This window comes from Pseudomonas sp. S06B 330 (assembly GCF_002845275.2).
Classification (GTDB): Bacteria; Pseudomonadota; Gammaproteobacteria; order Pseudomonadales; family Pseudomonadaceae; genus Aquipseudomonas.
Genome location: NZ_CP088149.1, coordinates 3035124 through 3054106, shown reverse-complemented (window position 1 = coordinate 3054106; position 18983 = coordinate 3035124). Strand labels below are relative to the sequence as shown.

The window sequence follows — 18983 nt, the reverse complement described above, 5'->3', positions numbered from 1 at the left end:
ATCCATTACGGATCAAATGATAAGGCCACTGACTTCACTTGGATAAAAGCCCCATCGCCCGCAACGCCTGGACCAGGGCGTCGACTTTCTGCTCGGCCTGTTCCTGCGCGGTACCGGCAAAGCCAATCAGCAACGCTGGCGGCAGGTAACGTTGCAGGCAGTAGTCGCTCAATGCGTAGGTGTGTACGCCGTGCACCGCCAGTTGCCGGGCCACTTCCTGATCATCGAGTTGTGGTGGCAGCCAGGCAATCAGGTGCATGCCAGCATCCACCGGGGTGATCCGTAAAAAATCGCCGAGGCGTCGTTGCAGCACGTCGACCAGGCATTGCTGACGTGCCTGGTAGAGTGCTCGCATACGGCGAATATGGCCGATGAAGTGGCCTTCACTCATAAACTCGGCAGTAACCGCCTGCAGCAGGGTCGGCGGGCTGCGGTCCATCACTGCGCGCATGGTGCAGAACGGCTCGACCAGGGCATTGGGCAGAATCACGTAGCCCAGGCGCAGGGACGGGAACAGGACCTTGCTGAAGGTACCGACATAGATCACCCGGTCGTGCTGGTCCATGGCGTACAACGCCGGCAATTGCCGACCGTTATAGCGCAGCTCACTGTCGCAATCGTCTTCGATGATCCAGCGCTGGTTGGCTGCTGCCCAGTCGATCAGTTCAAGGCGCCGGCCATGGCTGAGGGTCACCCCCAAGGGGTGCTGACGCGAGGGGGTGGTGAACACCAGGCGGGCATCCGGGCAGTCAGCAATGCCTTGCTGGACGTTGATGCCCTGGTCGTCGATCCGTACCGGTATCACCTGGCAACCGTGGGCCTGGAAGGCAATCCGCGCGGCAATGTGGCCGGGATCTTCCATCCACACCGGATCATCCGGATTGAGCAGCAGCATCGCCAGCAGGTTGAAGGCTTGTTGCGCTCCGGAGACGATCACTACCTGTTGTGCGGAGCAGTCGATGCCACGGGCGTCGAAGACGTACTCGGCAATGGCCTGGCGCAGCTCGATCAACCCTTGCAGTTCGCCATAACCGAGCAGGGCCTTGCTCGGCTTTTGCGCGTGACGGTTGAGCAAGCGCCGCCATACCACTTGAGGAAAGGCTTCAAACGCGCCATGGCTAGGCAAGAACGACGTGGGCGTGTCGGCGCCGCAATGCGCATAGGACACCCCGCGAAAGTGATCGCTGCGCAGTGACAGCATGGTTTGACTGAGGTCCGACAGCGTTGGTGGCACCGCTGGCTGCGGTTCGACACTGGCCGAGCGCTCCCATTCATCGCCCACGAAGGTGCCAGCGCCTGTACGCGACACCAGAAAACCCTCGGCAATCAGCTGGTCGAAGGCATTGAGCAGGGTAATGCGCGAGAGGCTCAGTTCCTGGCTGAGGGTACGCGTTGAGGGTAGACGAATTCCCCCTTTGAGGCGCCCAGTGAGAATCTGCTTGCGAATCTGCAAGTACAGCTGGCGATAAAGCGGGGTGGTACTGTCGCGATCCAGCTCAATACCTGAAAACAGCAAACCGGCTGGGGACTTCATCTGAGGCTCGTTGGCAAGGTGAACTGGGGTCAACCATCGTACGAGAAAGCCTTGCAGGCGGCCAGTGGCGCGGGGTTTGTCATCAAATGAAAAACCCTTGTCGTCCGATGCGAAGCACCCCGCAAGCGTTGGGCATAGAGTCCAATCAACCTGAACTGACGCCATGCGTCCAGATCGATGATTGGAGTGACAAGAATGTCCAAAGTCGTACGTTTCTATGAAAGCGGTGGTCCTGAGGTCTTGCGTTATGAGGATGCCGAAGTCGGTGACCCAGGCCCGGGCCAGGTCCGCCTGCGCCAGGTTGCAGTTGGCCTGAACTACGCTGACACCTATTTCCGCAACGGCACTTACCCGATCCCGCTGCCCAACGGCATCGGTGTTGAGGCAGCCGGGGTGGTCCAGGCTGTGGGGGAGGGGGTGACCAACGTCGTGGTTGGCGACCGTGTGACCTACACCGGTTTTATCAACACGCTGGGGGCTTATTGCGACGAACGCCTGATCGGCGCCGCCGCACTGATCAAACTGCCGGAAACCATCGCTTTCGAAACCGCAGCGGCGATGACCATGCGCGGTCTGACCTCGGCCTACCTGATGCGCCGCCTGTATGACTTCAAGCCCGGTGACACGGTATTGCTGCACGCCGCTGCCGGTGGCGTTGGCCTGATCGTTTCGCAGTGGGCCAAGCTGCTCGGCGTCAACGTGATCGGTACGGTCTCCACTGACGCGAAGGCTGAAGTGGCTCGCGCCCATGGTTGCACCCACACCATCAACTACAGCCATGAAGATGTGGCCTCGCGGGTGCGTGAGTTGACCGACGGCGTTGGTGTCAATGTGGTGTTCGACAGTGTTGGCAAGACTACCTTCATGGCGTCGCTCGACTCGCTCAAGCGTCGTGGCCTGATGGTTTGCGTTGGTACCGCCTCCGGCACCATCCCGCCGTTCGATCCGCAGCTGCTGGCCATGAAAGGTTCGCTGTTCATGACCCGCCCGGCGCTGGCCGACTATATCGCCGACCCGGCGGAGAAGGCCGATCTTGCCGGTGAGCTGTTCGATCACGTCGGCAGTGGCCGAATCAAGATCGAGATCAACCAGCACTACGCCCTGCAGGATGCTGTTCAGGCCCACCGTGACCTGGAAGCGCGCAAAACCACCGGTTCGTCAATCTTCGTCATCTGAAGAGGGCTGTAGCATGCACATCGAACAACTGACCTGTGCCATCGGCGCCGAAGTGTCCGGGGTCAACCTGGCCGATGCGGTACACGATGATGATCTGTTCGAGCAGCTCCGTGCGCAATTGCTCAAGCACCGAGTGCTGTTCTTGCGTGACCAGAACATTAGCCGCGCCGACCATGTGGCATTTGCCCGGCGCTTTGGTGAGCTGGAAGACCATCCAGTAGCCGGCAGCGACCCGGAGCATCCGGGCCTGGTGCAGATCTACAAGCGCCCGGACCAGCCAGCTGATCGTTATGAGAACGCCTGGCACACCGACGCCACCTGGCGTGACGCACCGCCCATGGGCTGTGTGTTGCGCTGTGTGGAGTGCCCGCCCGTGGGTGGTGACACCATGTGGGCGAACATGGTCCTGGCATACCAGAACCTGCCGGATGAGGTGAAACAGAAGATTGAAGGCCTGCGCGCCCGGCACAGCATTGAAGCCAGCTTCGGTGCCAACATGCCGATCGAAAAGCGCCTGGCGCTCAAGGCCCAGTACCCCGATGCCGAGCACCCGGTGGTGCGTACTCATCCGGAGACCGGTGAACAGGTGCTGTTCGTCAACGCCTTCACCACCCATTTCAGCAACTACCACACCCCACAACGGGTGCGGTTCGGCCAGGATGCCAACCCCGGCGCCTCTGATCTGTTGCGCTACCTGATCAGCCAGGCGTACCTGCCTGAGTACCAGGTGCGTTGGCGCTGGAAGCCCAACAGCATTGCGATTTGGGACAACCGCAGCACTCAACACTACGCGGTCATGGATTACCCCGCATGCCACCGCAAGATGGAGCGCGCCGGGATCAAGGGCGACCGCACGTTTTAAGACCACGACCTGCATTACCCCTCCGCTGCCTGGCGGACAAAAGACAATAACAAGACTGAGGACCAAAGCATGCAATTCTTCGACGATTCGTTGCACCCGGAAAACATGGAAAAGGTGGTAATCACCGTCGCCCCTTATGGCCCGGAATGGATGCCTGAGGATTTCCCTGAAGACATTCCGCTGACCATGGACGAACAGGTCCAGAAAGCCGTTGACTGCTATGAAGCGGGCGCCACCGTGCTCCACTTGCATGTGCGCGAACTCGATGGCAAAGGCTCCAAACGCCTGTCCAAATTCAACGAACTGATTGCCGGTGTACGCGAAGCGGTGCCGGATATGATTATTCAGGTCGGTGGCTCGATCTCCTTCGCCCCGGAAAGCGATGGCGAAGCGGCCAAATGGCTCAGTGACGACACCCGTCACATGCTCGCCGAACTGACGCCCAAGCCTGATCAGGTCACGGTGGCGATCAACACCACACAAATGAACATCATGGAGCTGCTGTATCCGGAATACCTGGAAGGCACCTCCCTGGCCCACCCGGCGATTCACGCGGCGTACAGTGAAATGACCGTACCGGCCGGCCCAGCCTGGGTTCGCGAGCACCTGCGTCGTCTGCAGGCGAGCAACATCCAGCCGCACTTCCAGCTCACCGGCATGCATGCCCTGGAAACCCTCGATCGCATCGTGCGTCGCGGCGACTACATGGGCCCGCTGAACCTGACCTGGATCGGTATCGGCGGCGGCTTTGATGGCCCGAACCCGTTCAACTTCTTCAACTTCATTCACCGCGCGCCAGACGGTTGCACCTTGACCGCCGAATCGCTGCTCAAGAACGTGCTGCCGTTCAACACCATGGCCCTGGCCATGGGCCTGCACCCACGTTGCGGCAACGAAGACACTATCATTGACCAGCACGGCAAGCGCTTTGGCTCGGTGCAGCAGATCCAGCAGACTGTGCGCGTCGCCCACGAGTTGGGCCGTGAAATTGCCACCGGTAAAGAAGCTCGCGCTATTTATCGCATCGGCGAGCAGTACAGCAGCATCGAACAGACCCTAAAAGCCAACGGCATGGCGCCAAACCGCCAGCCAGGCCAGAAGGGTGTGCCACAGCGCGGCTGACCGGGCAGGGTCGGCCCACCACGCTGGTGCCGACCCGCCACAGTCCATTGCGCTGTCAGTCAGGCTTCTCATAACAACAAGACTTACGCCAGACAATCAGAGGAGGCAGCATGGCCGCCTATATCGCCAGCGCCACAGATGATGGTGCCGACACTTCACGTGGCATTCCACGGCGTTATGCCTGGATTGTCTTTGCCTTGACCTTCGGCTTGCTGATCTCCGACTACATGTCGCGGCAGGTGCTTAATGCTGTGTTCCCGTTGCTCAAGAGCGAATGGGCGCTGAGTGACAGTCAGTTGGGCCTGCTCAGCGGTATCGTTGCGCTGATGGTTGGGCTGCTGACCTTTCCGCTGTCCCTGATGGCCGACCGTTTTGGCCGGATCAAGAGCCTGGTGCTGATGGCCGTGCTCTGGAGCCTGGCAACCCTCGGCTGCGCCTTGGCAGAAAATTACCAACAGATGTTTGTCGCCCGTTTTCTGGTGGGTGTCGGCGAAGCTGCCTATGGCAGTGTCGGCATCGCCGTGGTGGTCGCGGTGTTCCCCCGGGACATGCGCGCGACCTTGGCCGGGGCCTTCATGGCCGGCGGCATGTTCGGCTCGGTGCTGGGCATGGCCTTAGGTGGTGTGATGGCCCAGCATTTTGGCTGGCGTTGGGCGTTTGCCGGTATGGCCCTGTTCGGCCTGTTGCTGGCATTGCTCTACCCGTTGATTGTCAAAGAAGCGAAAATCGCCCCCAAGCGCGCCGCTCAAGCCGCGTGCAAGATTGCTCGCCCGCTGCACACCCTGTACGGCAGTCGTTCGGTCATCGCCGCCTATGTTGCCAGCGGCTTGCAGTTGTTTGTCGGCGGTACGGTGATTGTGTGGATGCCCAGCTACCTGAACCGTTACTACGACATGGGCACCGATAAGGCTGGCGTTGTCGCCGCCATCATCGTGTTGTGCAGTGGCATCGGCATGATTCTCTGCGCCATGCTCTGCGACCGCCTCGGTCGTCAGCGCCCGGACCGTAAAATCAGCTTGGCTATTGCCTATTGCCTGGGTAGCTGCCTGCTGCTGTCGCTGGCTTTTGCATTGCCATCGGGTACCGCGCAACTGGTGCTGATCTGCCTGGGGATGATGATTGCAGCGGGCACCAACGGCCCTTCGAGCGCCATGGTTGCCAACCTGACGCACTATTCCGTACACGGCACGGCCTTTGCCACCTTGACCCTGGCCAACAACCTGTTGGGCCTGGCGACGGGGCCGCTGATCACTGGCCGGGTTTCCGATCTGATCGGCCTGCATGCCGCGTTCCAGCTGGTGCCACTGATCAGCATTGGCGCCGCCGCGGTGTTCTTTATTGCCAAGCGCCATTACCACAGCGACATGGCCCGCTTAGAGGGCTTGCAGCAAACAGCGCCAGGCGCGGCGCAGATTCAGGAGGTAAAACCGTGAAACACGCGTTGTCCATTGATGTATTTTTTGACTTTATCTGCCCCTGGTGCCTGATCGGCCAGCGTCAACTGCAGCAGGCGCTCGCGCAATTGCGCGTGGAGCAACCACAGGTTGAGGTCAGCCTGCGTTGGCGCGGGGTGCAACTGCTGCCGGACATGGCCAGGACCGGTCAGCCGTTCGAAGCGTTCTATCGCAAGCGCCTGGGCAGTGACGAGGCCGTACGCCTGCGTCAAGCCCAGGTTCGTGCGGCGGCCGAGGCGGTAGGGGTGACGATCGATTTTTCCCGCATCAGCCGCATGCCCAACACCGCCGATGCCCATCGCTTGCTGCAGCGCGCCGTCGCCCTGGGCAAGCCGGAGCAGGTCGACGCCCTGTTGGGGCAGCTGTTTGCGGCCTACTTTGAGCAGGGCAAGGACCTGGGCGACCCGATTACCTTGATGCAAATTGCCCAGGCCTGTGGCTTGAGCCCGGCACAAGTCGCCGACTGTTTACGTGGCGATGCGAGCCCGTTCGTTACGGCCGATGATGGCGCCACAAACGGCGTGCCATGTTTTCGCATCAATGAGCTGCAAGTGGTCGGTGCGCAACCGGCCGAGGTGTTGCTCGCGGCCATGCGTGAGGCGCTGGCAGAGGCGGTTCTGGCATGAGTTACCGCTACCCTGTGCCAGGGGCCAAGGTGCCGGAGCGTGGCGGCCGTGTACTGCTGGAGTTCGCGGACAAGAGCCTGGCACTGTTCAACGTAGCCGACCAGTTTTACGCCATTGATGACAGTTGCCCGCACCAAGGCTCTTCCCTGTGTGGCGGACGCCTGGAAGGGCGTGTGATCCAGTGTTGCGCCCATGGCCTGCGTTTCGACCTGGCCAGCGGGTACCTGCTCAATTCTACCCAGCTCAAGGTCGCCAACTACCCGGTCGAGCGCCAGGGCGAGCAGCTGTTTATCGTTATCGATGCCGAGGAGTCCGGCCAATGAGCACTGTTGCCATCGCCGCCGTCAACCACCGCGTGCGCGAGCTTGCGCCGGGTTTTGTCGTCAGCCTGATTGCGGCTGGCGCGGCCAGCTTTCTTAGCGAGCATTATGATGCGCCGGTGATGCTCTTCGCCCTGTTGCTGGGCATGGCCTTGAATTTTCTCTCGGTTGACGGTCGCTGCAAGGCCGGCATTGAGTTTACGGCGCGCACCGTGCTGCGCGTGGGCGTGGCGTTGTTAGGCATGCGCATCACCCTGGAACAGATCGCCAGCCTGGGTTGGAAGCCGGTGGCGCTGGTAATCATCATTGTTGCGGTGACCATCGGTGTGTCGATGGTGGTGGCCAAGGCGATGGGTTTCAATCGCTTGTTCGGCATGCTCACCGGCGGCGCAACGGCCATCTGTGGCGCGTCGGCGGCCTTGGCACTGGCTGCCGCCTTACCGCACCACAAGCAGAAAGAACATGCCACGTTGTTCACCGTGATTGGCGTGTCGGCGCTGTCGACCCTGGCGATGATCCTTTATCCGATGATTGCCGGTTGGTTGCAGCTTTCACCGCCTCAGGCTGGGGTATTCCTCGGGGCCACGATTCATGATGTGGCGCAGGTGGTTGGCGCGGGCTACAGCATGTCGACCGAGACCGGCGACATTGCCACGGTGGTCAAGTTGATGCGGGTGGCGATGTTGCTGCCGGTGATTGTCGTTGCAGCGATGATTACCCGACGGGCAGGGGATGACGCCACCGGGCAACGGCCACCCTTGTTGCCTTGGTTCGCGGTCGGCTTTGTATTGCTGGCCTGCCTGAACAGTACTGGCTGGGTGCCAACGGTGGTGCAGGGCGGGGTCAATGACCTGTCGCGCTGGTGCTTGGTGGTGGCGATCAGTGCGCTGGGGATGAAGACTCAGCTCAAGGAACTGGCCAAGGTGGGCTTCAAGCCGATTGCCCTGATGGTGGGCGAGACCGTGTTTCTTGTCTTGTTGGTGCTAGCCCTGATGCATTGGGGGCTTTGACAATTCCCGTAGCCGCTGCCGCCAGGCTGCGATCGGCTGCGAAGCAGTCGTCATCCAGCCTCCACAATGGGCCCGAATGACGGCCGTTTCACGCCCGATCGCAGCCTGGCGGCGGCTACGGTTCAGCGCGGCCATGCTGGGCTCGCCAGGTTGCCGGCGGCATGCCGAACTGCGCAATAAACCAGCGAGTAAATGAACTCGGCATCGAGTAGCCCAGCATGTCGGCAATCCGCCCCAGCGAATAGCTGGGGTTTTCCAGGTACCGAATCACCAGGTCACGACGTACGCCGTTGATCAGGTCGCTGAAGGTCACCCCGCATTCTTCCAGGCGCCGCTGCAGGGTGCGCACGTTCATGCCCTGGGTTTGTGCCACCTGTTCGATGGTCGCCCGGCCCATAGGCAGCAGCAGGTAGATGGTTTTGCGCATTTCCAGTTCCAACGACAGTTTGCCGCTGGCCTGAAGAGTGTCCAGGTACCGCTGGGCCAGGCGCGCCATGGCTTCGTTGGCCAGTGGGTTGGCGGCATCGAGGTCAGCCGCGGCGCAGACAATGCCATTGAACTCGCTGCCAAACACCAGTTTGCAACCGAAAATCCGCCGGTGAATGGCCAGGTCCGCCGGGGCAGCGTGGGTGAAATTGGCACTGATCGGATGCCAGTGCGCGCCCAGAACCGCCGCACACAGGCGGCGCATGACACCAATGGCAAGCTCGGTGGCCTGTCGGCTGCTGTGCGGCAGATCACTGACCACTTCTTCACGGATGATCACGCTTTTGCCCGCATCTTCGATATGGATGGCCAAGGCGTCGTTGAGCAGATGACGGTATTGCACGATCACCAGCAAGGCATCGCGCAAGGTGCGCTGGTGGCTGAGCAGCAGGCTGATCTCGCCAAAGTCCGAAAGCTGGCGCAATTCAGCCATGCGCAGGCCAAAGGATTCACAGCCACTGACCCGCGCGGATTCCTCCAGCAGGCTAATGACGCTTGAAACGGCAAGGCGTTGATTGGGATCGTCGAGCAAGGCGGCACTGAGGCCGACCTGGGCGAGCAAGGCATGGGGGTTCAACCCCACGTGGCGCGAGACTTCGAGGTAATTGGTCAAGCTTGCAGCACGGACGAGGGCGGTCATTTTATTGTTTTCCACGCATTCTCATTAGGCGTCCCGCTTCTGCGGCGGGTCGCTTTTTATAGCCTGTGTGTCGTCAAATGAAAAGCCGGTTTCGCTACCTTAATGAGCGCTCGGGAGACTTGGCCCACGCCCGCCTGACGGGCGCCCGTCGCGCTGTCATCAAATGTGAAGTCACTGACGCTCAATGTAAAGCACCCCAGGGGAGGGGTGATTACTGTGACTCTCGAAACGCTCGACTGACACAGCGAGCAGATGTCTTGAGCATAGGTGCTGACGTGGAAAGATTGCATACCGCCGCTACTGTTCTGATCGTCCCTGGCCTGCGCGACCATGTCGCCGAGCATTGGCAGACGCTGCTCCAGGCGCGCCTGAGCAAGGTTCGCGCAGTGCCTCCTCTGCAGGTCAACGGGCTTGATTGCAATGCCCGGGTCGAAGCGATCCAGCGCGAGCTGGAGCAGATCGACGGCGATGTGCTGCTGGTGGCGCACAGCGCCGGTGTGCTGATGGTCGCCCATTGGGCCGCACGCTATGACCGGCCGATCAAAGGCGCGTTACTGGCCGCCCCCCCAGATCTGCAGGCCCAGTGGCCCGCCGCCTATCCAAGCCCGGATACCTTGCGCGCCAATGGCTGGGCGCCGCTGCCGATCACCACACTGCCATTTCCCAGCATCGTTGCGGCCAGCAGCGACGATCACCTGGCAAGCCTCAGTGCCGTCGCGGCCATGGCCGAGGGCTGGGGTAGCGAGCTGTTGCAACTGGGCAATGTTGGCCACCTCAACCCGGCTTCCGGATTCGGCCCTTGGCCGTTGGCCGAAACCTTGATTCACCAGCTCGACCAATAATCCTGCAGCACTGCACGGACGCTTGACCAACGCCCGCACAAGTCGGGCGGCGATAACAAAAATAACAATTCGTGGAGTCATCGCAATGCCAAAACACCGCACTCTTTGCGCTGTGACATCGCAGCGTCATCTGCTCGCCTGCGCCATCGGTTTGCTCGCACTGCCTGGCGCCCAGGCGTTCGAAGTCGATACCGGTAACGAAGACTGGGCCGTGCGTCTGGACAACACCGTCAAGTACAACTACGGGGTGCGCACCGAAAGCGCCGACAAGCGCATGCTGGCCACGCCGAACAACAACGACGGCGACTACAACTTCCGCAAGGCCGGCACCAATATCACCAACCGTGTCGACCTGCTGACCGAACTGGACGTGATCTACCAGGGCAACATGGGCTTTCGCGTCAGTGCTGCCAGCTGGTACGACAAGGCCTATGACAACACCGGTTCGAACTCCAACCCCTTCGTCAACGGCAATGGTGACAGCTCTGGTATCAACCCGAGCCTCAATGGCTTGCCCGGTACCGGTACGCCCCTGGGCAGCCCGCACCTGAGCAACTATGCCCAGCGTTACTACAGCGGCCCGTCGGGTGAAGTGCTCGATGCCTTCGTGTTCATGCGCACCGAAGTTGGCGACAGCTCGGAGCTGAGCGGCAAACTCGGTCAGCACAACCTGTTCTGGGGTGAAACACTGCTCAACCCAGTGCACTCGCTCAGCTATGGGCAGTCGGGCCTGGACCTGGCGAAGCTTGCCGCATCGCCTGGCACCGAAGCCAAAGAACTGTTCGTGCCGCGCAATCAGCTGTCTACCTCGTTTCTGGTCAATCCTGAGCTGACCATTGGCGCCCAGTATTTCCTTGATTGGGATGCTGCCAGGCTGCCAGAAGCGGGCACCTATTATGGCGGTTCGGACGTGGTGGGTGAGGGTGCCCAGAGCTTCTTGCTCGGTCATACCGGCACCCCAGGCCTGATCCCGGTGCAGGGGGCGCTGACCAGTATCCGCCGTGGCAACGACTTGACCCCGGACAAGCGTGGCGATTGGGGTGTCATGGCCAAGTGGTCGCCGGAATGGCTGGGCGGCACGCTCGGTTTCTACTACCGCAAGACCTCGGAGATTCTTCCTCAAGCCTGGCTCGATACCCGTGGCCTGACTGTATCCCGTGGCCCGTTCGGTACACCACCGGGCAGCCCCCAAGGCGCGGTCGGCAACCTCTACAACTCACTGCAAAGTGCCTCGTACCAGTTTGCTTACGCCGACAACATTGACGTCTACGGCCTGAGCCTTTCCAAAGACGTAGCCGGGATCAGTGTCGGTAGTGACCTGAACATCCGCCACAACATGCCGCTGTCCAGTATTCCGGCCATTGTCAGTGCGCCAGGGCAAGGTGGGCTGGGCGGTGGCTTCGGTCTGTTGCCTCCACGCCTGCCCAGCAGCGGTGTGGTCTATGACGTACCCAGTGATGGCGACGGTCTTGGTGCCACTGGCCAGACCCTGCACTGGACCCTCAACGGTTTGATGAGCATCGGCGACACACCGCTGTTCGACAGCGCCACCCTGTTGGGCGAGCTGTTCTACAGCAACCTGCTCAAACTCGATGGCCACAACGAAGCCTTGTACAAGGGCAAAAGCAGCTACCGCGGCATCGACAAGCCGACCCGTGACAACTGGGGTATCGCGGTCAACTTCACTCCGACCTGGTACCAGGTCATGCCAGGCGTTGACCTGAGCATGCCGCTGTCGGTCAACGTCGGCATCGATGGCGTTTCACCTGTACAGGGTGGCGGCGCCGAGGACACCGGCAACTACGCCGTGGGCGTTGGCGCCGCGGTCTACAACCAATATTTCGTCGACCTCAAGTACGTCGACAGCTTTGGCAAATCGCAGTCGTGCAAAAACGGCCAGACCGATGGCGCGACTCCTAATGCCCTGGACGGCGAGCAGGACTACACCTGCTACGGCGGAGGTTATGCCTCCTTCTCTGGCGGCGGTGCCACCACTGAGGACCGTGGCGCGCTTTACCTCACTGTTAAAACCACTTTTTGAGTCACGTCTTCCTTCAGACATCACGCAGGAAAACAATAATCATGAATTTCGTGCATACCTTATTAGCCACATGCCTGTCGCTGGCAACCATCACTACTGCCCACGCAGCTGTCTCCAGTGATCAGGCCGCCCGCCTGGGCACCAGCCTGACCCGAATTGGCGCTGAATCAGGCGCCAACGCCGACGGTTCGATTCCCGCTTACCAAGGCGGCCTGGTGACCCCACCGGCCAGCTACAAGAGCGGCGACAGCATGCGTCCAGACCCGTTTGCCGGGGAAAAACCGTTGATGGTGATCGATGGCAAGAACGTCGACCAGTACAAAGGTCAGCTCACCGCGACCACCCTGGAGCTGCTCAAGCGCTTCCCGACCTTCCGGGTCGATGTCTACCCCACCCACCGTACTGTGGCACTGCCTCAGCCGGTGCTGGACAACACCCTGAAAAATGCCGTCGGTGCCAAGAGCCAGGAAGGCGGTACGGCTGTTGACAACGTGCTGCCAGGCATCCCGTTCCCGATTCCGCAAACCGGCGCCGAGGCGATGTGGAACTTTCTCCTGCGCTACCAGGGCGTGAGCATGGCCGCCAAGTACGACTCGTGGAACGTCGACTCTGCCGGTGTAGCGTCGCTGTCCACCACCGGACAAGCGAACATCAGCTACCCAATCTACGAGGACATGAACAAAACCATCGGTGCCAAAGACACCTACTACCAGATGAAGTTGGTGTACACCGCGCCGGCCCGCCGTGCCGGCGAAGCGATGATGCTGCGCGATGCCGCCAACCCGCTGGTGCAACCGCGCAGCGCCTGGCAATACCTGCCGGGTCAACGTCGGGTCAAGCTGGCGCCAAACCTGGCCTACGACACACCGAACCCAGGCACCTCGGGCTCGGGTACCTACGATGACGTGTTTGTCTTCAACGGCGCCCTGGACCGCTACGACTGGACCCTGGTGGGCAAGCAGGAAATGTACGTGCCGTACAACACCTACAAACTCACCTATAACACCAACATCAAAACACTGACCACGCCAAACCATCTGGCGCCCGAATTCGTGCGCTGGGAAAAACACCGGGTGTGGGTGGTTGAGGGCAAGCTCAAGTCCGGCGCTCGCCATATCTATCACAAGCGTCGCTTCTACCTCGACGAAGACAGCTGGATCGCTCTGGCCTCCGACCAGTACGACGCCCGCGGCCAGCTGTACCGTGGTTCGTTTGCCTTCCTGAGCCAGAGCTACGACAAACAGACCCCGGATGCCACGCCCTTCATGATCTACGACCTGATCGGCGGCACCTACAACCTGAACGGCGTGGTCGGTGCCTACGGCGGTATCCGCTACATCGATCCACTGTCCAAGACCCAGTGGTCGCCGGAATCCCTGGCCGGGGCCGGTATTCGCTGAGTAGATCCACAGGGTAGGTACGGTCCGGCATCCACGCGATGGCGGACCGTTGGTTGAGCAGCCTGCTGCGTGCAGCGGCGATCCGGAGGATCGAGTATGTTTTTTCTCAAGCGCTGTACCGCGTTGATGTTGACGTGGGCCGCTCTTCAAGGCGCGGCACAGGCCGCACCTTACATGGATGTGCTGGATATGCCGGCGATGCCCAGTGCCTTGGCGACCGTGAGCCCGTTGCGGGATGTGACCAGCGCCGGCGCGCGCCTGGTAGCGGTGGGCCCGCGCGGGCACATTGTGTATTCCGATGACAACGGCAAGCAGTGGCAGCAGGCGCAAGTGCCGGCCAGTGCCGACCTCAACGCGGTCAGTTTTCCCAGCGCCGAGCAGGGTTGGGCGGTGGGCAACGACGGGGTGATTCTGCACAGCCGCGATGGCGGCGCCAGTTGGCAAAAGCAACTGGATGGTCGCGTGCTCGGCGAGCAGGTGCTGGCCTACTACCGCGCTCAGGCCCAGGCCTCGCCAGACGACGATCGCTGGGCAACCTTGATCGGTGAAAGCGAGCGTCTGGTGCAAGAGGGCGCCGACAAGCCTTTGCTCGATGTCTGGTTTGCCGATGAGCAACACGGCTTTGCCGTTGGCGTATTCAATCTGTTGTTGCACACCCAGGATGGTGGCCAGCATTGGACACCGTGGCTGGAACGCAGCGACAACCCGCAAGCGTTGCACCTGACCAGCCTGGCCAGTGTCGATGGTGCGCTGTACATCACCGGTGAACAGGGCCTGTTGCTGAAACTGGCCGCTGATGGCCAACACTTCACCCGCCTGAACATTCCTTATAGCGGCACCTTGTTTGGCGCGGTCGGTAAGCCGGGGGCGCTGTTGGCCTTTGGCTTGCGCGGCAATGTGCTGCGCAGCACTGATGGCGGCCAGCACTGGCAGCCGGTGACCACTGGCCTGCGCAATAGCATCACCGCAGCAAGCCTGGACAGTGCCGGCCAGCTGTGGCTGTTGAGCCAGGCAGGCGATGTGCTGATCAGTCATGACGACGGTGTCAGTTTTGCTCAATTCAGCCAAACCGCACGTACCCCGGTAACCGGCGCGGCATTCGCGGCGGCAACCGACCTGGTGCTGGTGGGTGAGCGTGGTGTACGCACGCTCGATGTCGAATAACCACCGCTCCCATAACAAGAGAAGACCCTGATGGCCACCATCAAACAAGACACCTTGCCGGTAATACGCACCCTCGACGAATTCGACACGCGCTCGGGCAACTGGCTGGAACGCCTGGTGTTCAACCATCGACTGCCGTTCATGGTGTTGATGCTGCTGGCTACTGTGGTGCTGGGCTACATGGCCCTGACGCGCCTGGAGCTGCGCCCCAGCTTCGAGAAGATGATTCCGCAGAGCCACCCGTACATTCAGAACTACCTTGAGAACCGCCAATCGTTGCGTGGCCTGGGCAACTCCTTGCGCGTGGTGGTGGAGAACACCGAAGGCGATATCTTCGATCCGGCGTACTTGCAGACCCTGCGCCATATCAACGATGAACTGTTCCTCAGCCAAGGCGTCGACCGCGCCTGGATGAAGTCGCTGTGGAGCCCGGCAGTGCGCTGGACCGAGGTCACCGAAGAAGGTTTCCAGGGTGGTCCGGTAATGCCGGACAGCTATCAGGGCTCGGCCGCCGACATCGCACAATTGCGTCAGAACATCGAGCGCGCCAACATCGTTGGCAGCCTGGTGGCTCGCGACTTCAAGTCGAGCATGCTGATTGTGCCGCTGTTGGATCATGACTCGGCCACCGGTCGCGGTATCGATTATTACGCGTTCTCGCAAAAGCTTGAGCAACTGCGCAACCAATACGAAGCCATCGGTGCAGAAAACGGCGGGCAGGGCACGTACAAGATTCATGTGATCGGCTTTGCCAAACTGATGGGCGACCTGATCGATGGCCTGATGCAGGTGATGCTGTTCTTTGCCCTGGCGGTGGTCACCACCTTGGTGATCATCTACCTCTACACCCGTTGTGTACGCAGTACCTTGCTGGTGGTGGTGTGTTCGTTGACCGCGGTGGTCTGGCAACTGGGTATCGTCGCCTGGCTGGGCTATGCCATCGACCCGTATTCGATTCTGGTGCCGTTCCTGATCTTTGCCATTGGTGTGTCGCATGCCGCGCAGAAAATGAACGGCATCATGCAGGACATCGGCCGTGGCACCCATCGCCAGGTTGCCGCGCGCTACACCTTCCGGCGCCTGTTCATCGCTGGGGTCACCGCGCTGCTGGCCGATGCGGTGGGCTTTGCCGTGTTGATGCTGATCGACATTCCGGTGATCCAGGACCTGGCAATCACGGCTAGTATCGGTGTGGCGGTGCTGATCTTTACCTCGCTGCTGCTGATGCCGGTGGCGCTGTCTTACATCGGTGTTGGCCGCAAAGCCGCCGAGCGCGCCTTGCGTATTGACTCTAGAGCCGCCGAACACCGCGGCTTCGGTAAGCTTTGGGACCTGCTCGACCGCTTTACCACGCGTAAATGGGCAACAGGTGCTTTGGTGGTGGCGGCCATTCTCGGCGCAGGCGGCTTTGCCATGAGCCTGCAGCTGAAGATCGGTGACCTCGACAGCGGCGCCCCGGAACTGCATGCCGACTCCCGCTACAACCGCGACAACGCCTACATCACTGGGCATTACGCGCTGTCCAGCGACACCTTTGCGGTGATGATCAAGACCGCGCCTGAAGGGTGCCTGCGTTACCAGACCCTGGTGCTCGCCGACCGCCTGGCCTGGGAGCTGCAGCAGCATGCCGGGGTTCAGACCACGCTGTCGTTGACCAACGCCGTACGCCAGATCACCGCTGGCACCTATGAGGGTAACCCCAAGCTCAACAGCATCCAACGTAACCAGGACGTGCTCAATTACGCGGCGCAGCAGGCCTCGGTCAATGCCCCGGAGCTGTTCAACAACGATTGCTCGGTGATGCCGGTGATCGCCTACCTCAAGGACCACAAGGCCGACACCCTCGATGAAGTGGTTGCGGTTGCCGAGCGTTTTGCCCAGGCCAACAGCAGTGAAGACCGTCAATTCCTGCTCGCCGCCGGCAGCGCCGGCATCGAAGCGGCGACCAACATCGTTGTCCGTGATGCCAACCGCACCATGTTGTTGCTGGTGTACCTGGCGGTCACGGTGTTCTGCCTGATCACCTTCCGCAGCTGGCGCGCAACCCTGGTGGCAGTGCTGCCCCTGATACTCACTTCGGTGCTGTGCGAGGCGCTGATGGTGATGATGGGCATCGGCGTCAAAGTCGCCACCTTGCCGGTGATCGCCCTGGGCGTGGGTATTGGCGTCGATTACGCGCTGTACCTGCTCAGTGTGCAGTTGCACTACCAGCGCAAGGGCTTGCCGCTGTCAGAGGCCTATGAAAACGCCGTGGCGTTCACCGGTCGGGTGGTGGGTCTGGTCGGCATCACCCTGGCTGCCGGGGTGGTGGGGTGGGCCTGGTCGCCCATCAAGTTCCAGGCCGACATGGGCATCCTGCTGACCTTCATGTTCCTCTGGAACATGCTCGGCGCGCTGATTCTGATTCCAGCACTGTCGTATTTCCTCTTGCCGGGCAACAAGGCTGAGGCTCCTGCACCCAGCCCCGTCAGCGCTGACGGGCTGCAACACTCCACCAAAGAAGTCGAGTATTCGCATCATGTCTGATTACCAACCACCTTTGCGCGACATGGAATTTCTGTTCAACGAGGTCTTCGCCATCCCGGACGTTTGGTCACGGATTCCGGCGTTGGCCGAACATGTCGATGCCGATACCGCCAAGGCCATTCTTGAACAGGCCGGCAAGGTCATCGCCGAGGTGGTGGCACCGCTTAACCGTAGCGGTGACGAACAGGGTTGCCGCTGGGAAGCCGGTCGGGTAATCACCCCGGATGGCTTTGCTCAGGCCTATCAGCGCTATGCCGAAGATGGTTGGGTCGGTGTAGCGGGGTCGCCGGAATACGGCGGCATGGGCATGCCGAAGGTGATCGGCGCTCAGGTTGAGGAAATGCTCAACGCCGCCAACCTGTCCTTTGGTCTGTACCCGATGCTCACCGCCGGAGCGTGTTTGTCACTGCTCAATCACGCCAGTGAAGCGCTCAAGCAACAGTACCTGCCAGCCATGTACGAAGGGCGCTGGACGGGCTCGATGTGCCTGACCGAGCCGCATGCCGGTACCGATCTGGGCTTGATTCGCACCCGTGCCGAGGCGCAAGCCGATGGCAGCTACCGCATCAGCGGTACAAAGATTTTCATCACCGGCGGTGAGCAGGATCTGACTGAAAACATCATCCACCTGGTGTTGGCCAAGTTGCCCGATGCACCGGCCGGCGCCAAGGGCATCTCGCTGTTCCTGGTACCCAAGGTTATGGTCGAGGCAGACGGCTCGTTGGGCGCCGCCAACGCGGTGAGCTGCGGTTCCATCGAGCACAAGATGGGGATCAAGGCTTCAGCCACCTGCGTGATGAACTTCGATGGCGCCACGGGCTATCTGGTCGGTGACCTGAACAAAGGCTTGAATGCCATGTTCACCATGATGAACTACGAACGCCTGGGCGTGGGCATCCAGGGCCTGGCGCTGGGTGAGCGCTCCTATCAGAACGCGATCGAGTACGCCCGTGAGCGTCTGCAAAGCCGTGCACCAACAGGGCCGGTTGCTGCCGGGCAGATTGCCGACCCGATCGTTGTGCACCCGGATGTGCGGCGCATGCTGTTGACCATGAAAGCCTTGAACGAAGGCGGGCGAGCCTTCTCCACCTATGTTGCCTTGCAATTGGACTTGGCCAAATACAGCGATGACGCCGACGAGCGTAGTCGCGCCGACGCCCAGGTTGCGCTGCTGACGCCTGTGGCCAAGGCCTTCCTCACCGACATGGGCCTGGAAACGACGGTCCATGGCCAACAGATTTTCGGCGGCCACGGTTACATCCGCGAATGGGGTCAGGAACAACTGATCCGCGATTGCCGTATCACCCAGATCTACGAAGGTACCAACGGTATCCAGGCCATGGACCTTTTGGGCCGCAAATTGGTCGCTGACGGTGGTCGCGCTTACAGCGTGCTGTCCTCGCAGATCAAGGCGTTCGCCAGTGCGCTGGAGCGTTCGCGAGTTGAATTCAGCGCGCCGCTGCTGGCGGCCGTGACCAACCTGGATGAGCTGACCGCCTGGGTGTTGGACCGTGCACAGGGTAACCCTCAGGAAATTGGCGCGGCGGCGGTCGAATACCTGCATGTGTTTGGTTACACGCTCTATGCCTACATGTGGGCACAGATGGCCGATGTCGCCCTCAAGCAACCGGAGCAAGCCGAGTTCTACACCCGCAAGCTGGGCACTGCACGCTTCTACTTCGCACGCCTGTTGCCGCGTATCCACTCGTTGACCGCCACCATCAAGGCCGGCAGCGCCAGCCTGTACCTGCTCGACGCCGAGCAACTGTGAAGGATTCTG

At 61.0% G+C, this 18983-nt stretch carries 15 protein-coding genes; 13 read left to right on the top strand and 2 right to left on the bottom strand.

Features of this window, described 5'->3' with window-relative positions; translation table 11 throughout:
- Positions 1–34: 34 nt before the first annotated feature.
- A complete protein-coding gene (gene pdxR / locus CX511_RS13610) occupies positions 35–1534 on the bottom strand; it encodes a MocR-like pyridoxine biosynthesis transcription factor PdxR (protein WP_101293581.1) in 1500 nt (499 codons plus the stop codon).
- A 195-nt stretch (positions 1535–1729) separates the two neighbouring features.
- On the opposite strand from pdxR, the gene CX511_RS13605 reads away from it, so the two are divergent.
- From CX511_RS13605 to CX511_RS13575, 7 genes are all read left to right on the top strand, one after another.
- Positions 1730–2710, top strand: coding sequence for a quinone oxidoreductase family protein (locus CX511_RS13605; RefSeq protein WP_045185323.1), 981 nt, complete (start codon positions 1730–1732; stop codon positions 2708–2710).
- A gap of 13 nt (positions 2711–2723) precedes the next feature.
- On the top strand, positions 2724–3572 hold the full coding sequence (locus CX511_RS13600; protein WP_045185320.1) for a TauD/TfdA dioxygenase family protein: 849 nt from the start codon (positions 2724–2726) through the stop codon (positions 3570–3572).
- 69 nt (positions 3573–3641) lie between these two features.
- On the top strand, positions 3642–4694 hold the full coding sequence (locus tag CX511_RS13595; RefSeq protein WP_045185318.1) for a beta-keto acid cleavage family enzyme: 1053 nt from the start codon (positions 3642–3644) through the stop codon (positions 4692–4694).
- Between the two features lie 110 nt (positions 4695–4804).
- Complete coding sequence (locus CX511_RS13590) at positions 4805–6127, top strand: MFS transporter (RefSeq protein WP_045185316.1); 1323 nt, start codon at positions 4805–4807, stop codon at positions 6125–6127.
- The gene (locus CX511_RS13585; protein ID WP_101293582.1) at positions 6124–6774 is read left to right on the top strand and encodes a DsbA family oxidoreductase; all 651 of its coding nucleotides are present in this window, start codon (positions 6124–6126) and stop codon (positions 6772–6774) included. The genes CX511_RS13590 and CX511_RS13585 overlap by 4 nt, the downstream gene beginning before the upstream one ends.
- Positions 6771–7097, top strand: a complete 327-nt coding sequence (locus CX511_RS13580) for a Rieske (2Fe-2S) protein (RefSeq protein ID WP_045185311.1) — start codon at positions 6771–6773, stop codon at positions 7095–7097. Before CX511_RS13585 ends, CX511_RS13580 begins: the two co-directional genes overlap by 4 nt.
- Positions 7094–8104 carry a YeiH family protein gene (locus CX511_RS13575; protein ID WP_045185309.1) on the top strand — a complete coding sequence of 337 codons (1011 nt, stop codon included), beginning with the start codon at positions 7094–7096 and terminating at the stop codon, positions 8102–8104. The genes CX511_RS13580 and CX511_RS13575 overlap by 4 nt, the downstream gene beginning before the upstream one ends.
- A gap of 115 nt (positions 8105–8219) precedes the next feature.
- Here the strand turns inward: CX511_RS13575 and CX511_RS13570 are convergent, their stop codons facing one another.
- On the bottom strand, positions 8220–9230 hold the full coding sequence (locus tag CX511_RS13570) for an AraC family transcriptional regulator (RefSeq protein WP_045185450.1): 1011 nt from the start codon (positions 9228–9230) through the stop codon (positions 8220–8222).
- Between the two features lie 275 nt (positions 9231–9505).
- On the opposite strand from CX511_RS13570, the gene CX511_RS13565 reads away from it, so the two are divergent.
- From CX511_RS13565 to CX511_RS13540, 6 genes are all read left to right on the top strand, one after another.
- The gene (locus CX511_RS13565) at positions 9506–10072 is read left to right on the top strand and encodes an RBBP9/YdeN family alpha/beta hydrolase (RefSeq protein ID WP_045185308.1); all 567 of its coding nucleotides are present in this window, start codon (positions 9506–9508) and stop codon (positions 10070–10072) included.
- Positions 10073–10157: 85 nt separating this feature from the next.
- Positions 10158–12113: a DUF1302 domain-containing protein gene (locus CX511_RS13560; protein WP_045185306.1), complete on the top strand. Its 1956-nt coding sequence runs from the start codon at positions 10158–10160 to the stop codon at positions 12111–12113.
- A 41-nt stretch (positions 12114–12154) separates the two neighbouring features.
- Positions 12155–13513 (top strand): DUF1329 domain-containing protein, encoded by a 1359-nt coding sequence (locus CX511_RS13555; protein WP_045185304.1) that lies wholly within the window; start codon positions 12155–12157, stop codon positions 13511–13513.
- Between the two features lie 96 nt (positions 13514–13609).
- Positions 13610–14677 carry a WD40/YVTN/BNR-like repeat-containing protein gene (locus CX511_RS13550; RefSeq protein ID WP_045185302.1) on the top strand — a complete coding sequence of 356 codons (1068 nt, stop codon included), beginning with the start codon at positions 13610–13612 and terminating at the stop codon, positions 14675–14677.
- A gap of 30 nt (positions 14678–14707) precedes the next feature.
- On the top strand, positions 14708–17203 hold the full coding sequence (locus tag CX511_RS13545; RefSeq protein ID WP_101293583.1) for an efflux RND transporter permease subunit: 2496 nt from the start codon (positions 14708–14710) through the stop codon (positions 17201–17203).
- On the top strand, positions 17196–18974 hold the full coding sequence (locus tag CX511_RS13540) for an acyl-CoA dehydrogenase C-terminal domain-containing protein (protein ID WP_101293584.1): 1779 nt from the start codon (positions 17196–17198) through the stop codon (positions 18972–18974). The genes CX511_RS13545 and CX511_RS13540 overlap by 8 nt, the downstream gene beginning before the upstream one ends.
- Positions 18975–18983 lie beyond the last annotated feature (9 nt).

Coding starts and splice junctions, on each gene's coding strand:
- pdxR (WP_101293581.1), bottom strand. CDS start 1,534: ATGAAGTCCCCAGCCGGTTTGCTGTTTTCAGGTATTGAGCTGGATCGC.
- CX511_RS13605 (WP_045185323.1), top strand. CDS start 1,730: ATGTCCAAAGTCGTACGTTTCTATGAAAGCGGTGGTCCTGAGGTCTTG.
- CX511_RS13600 (WP_045185320.1), top strand. CDS start 2,724: ATGCACATCGAACAACTGACCTGTGCCATCGGCGCCGAAGTGTCCGGG.
- CX511_RS13595 (WP_045185318.1), top strand. CDS start 3,642: ATGCAATTCTTCGACGATTCGTTGCACCCGGAAAACATGGAAAAGGTG.
- CX511_RS13590 (WP_045185316.1), top strand. CDS start 4,805: ATGGCCGCCTATATCGCCAGCGCCACAGATGATGGTGCCGACACTTCA.
- CX511_RS13580 (WP_045185311.1), top strand. CDS start 6,771: ATGAGTTACCGCTACCCTGTGCCAGGGGCCAAGGTGCCGGAGCGTGGC.
- CX511_RS13575 (WP_045185309.1), top strand. CDS start 7,094: ATGAGCACTGTTGCCATCGCCGCCGTCAACCACCGCGTGCGCGAGCTT.
- CX511_RS13570 (WP_045185450.1), bottom strand. CDS start 9,230: ATGACCGCCCTCGTCCGTGCTGCAAGCTTGACCAATTACCTCGAAGTC.
- CX511_RS13560 (WP_045185306.1), top strand. CDS start 10,158: ATGCCAAAACACCGCACTCTTTGCGCTGTGACATCGCAGCGTCATCTG.
- CX511_RS13555 (WP_045185304.1), top strand. CDS start 12,155: ATGAATTTCGTGCATACCTTATTAGCCACATGCCTGTCGCTGGCAACC.
- CX511_RS13550 (WP_045185302.1), top strand. CDS start 13,610: ATGTTTTTTCTCAAGCGCTGTACCGCGTTGATGTTGACGTGGGCCGCT.
- CX511_RS13545 (WP_101293583.1), top strand. CDS start 14,708: ATGGCCACCATCAAACAAGACACCTTGCCGGTAATACGCACCCTCGAC.
- CX511_RS13540 (WP_101293584.1), top strand. CDS start 17,196: ATGTCTGATTACCAACCACCTTTGCGCGACATGGAATTTCTGTTCAAC.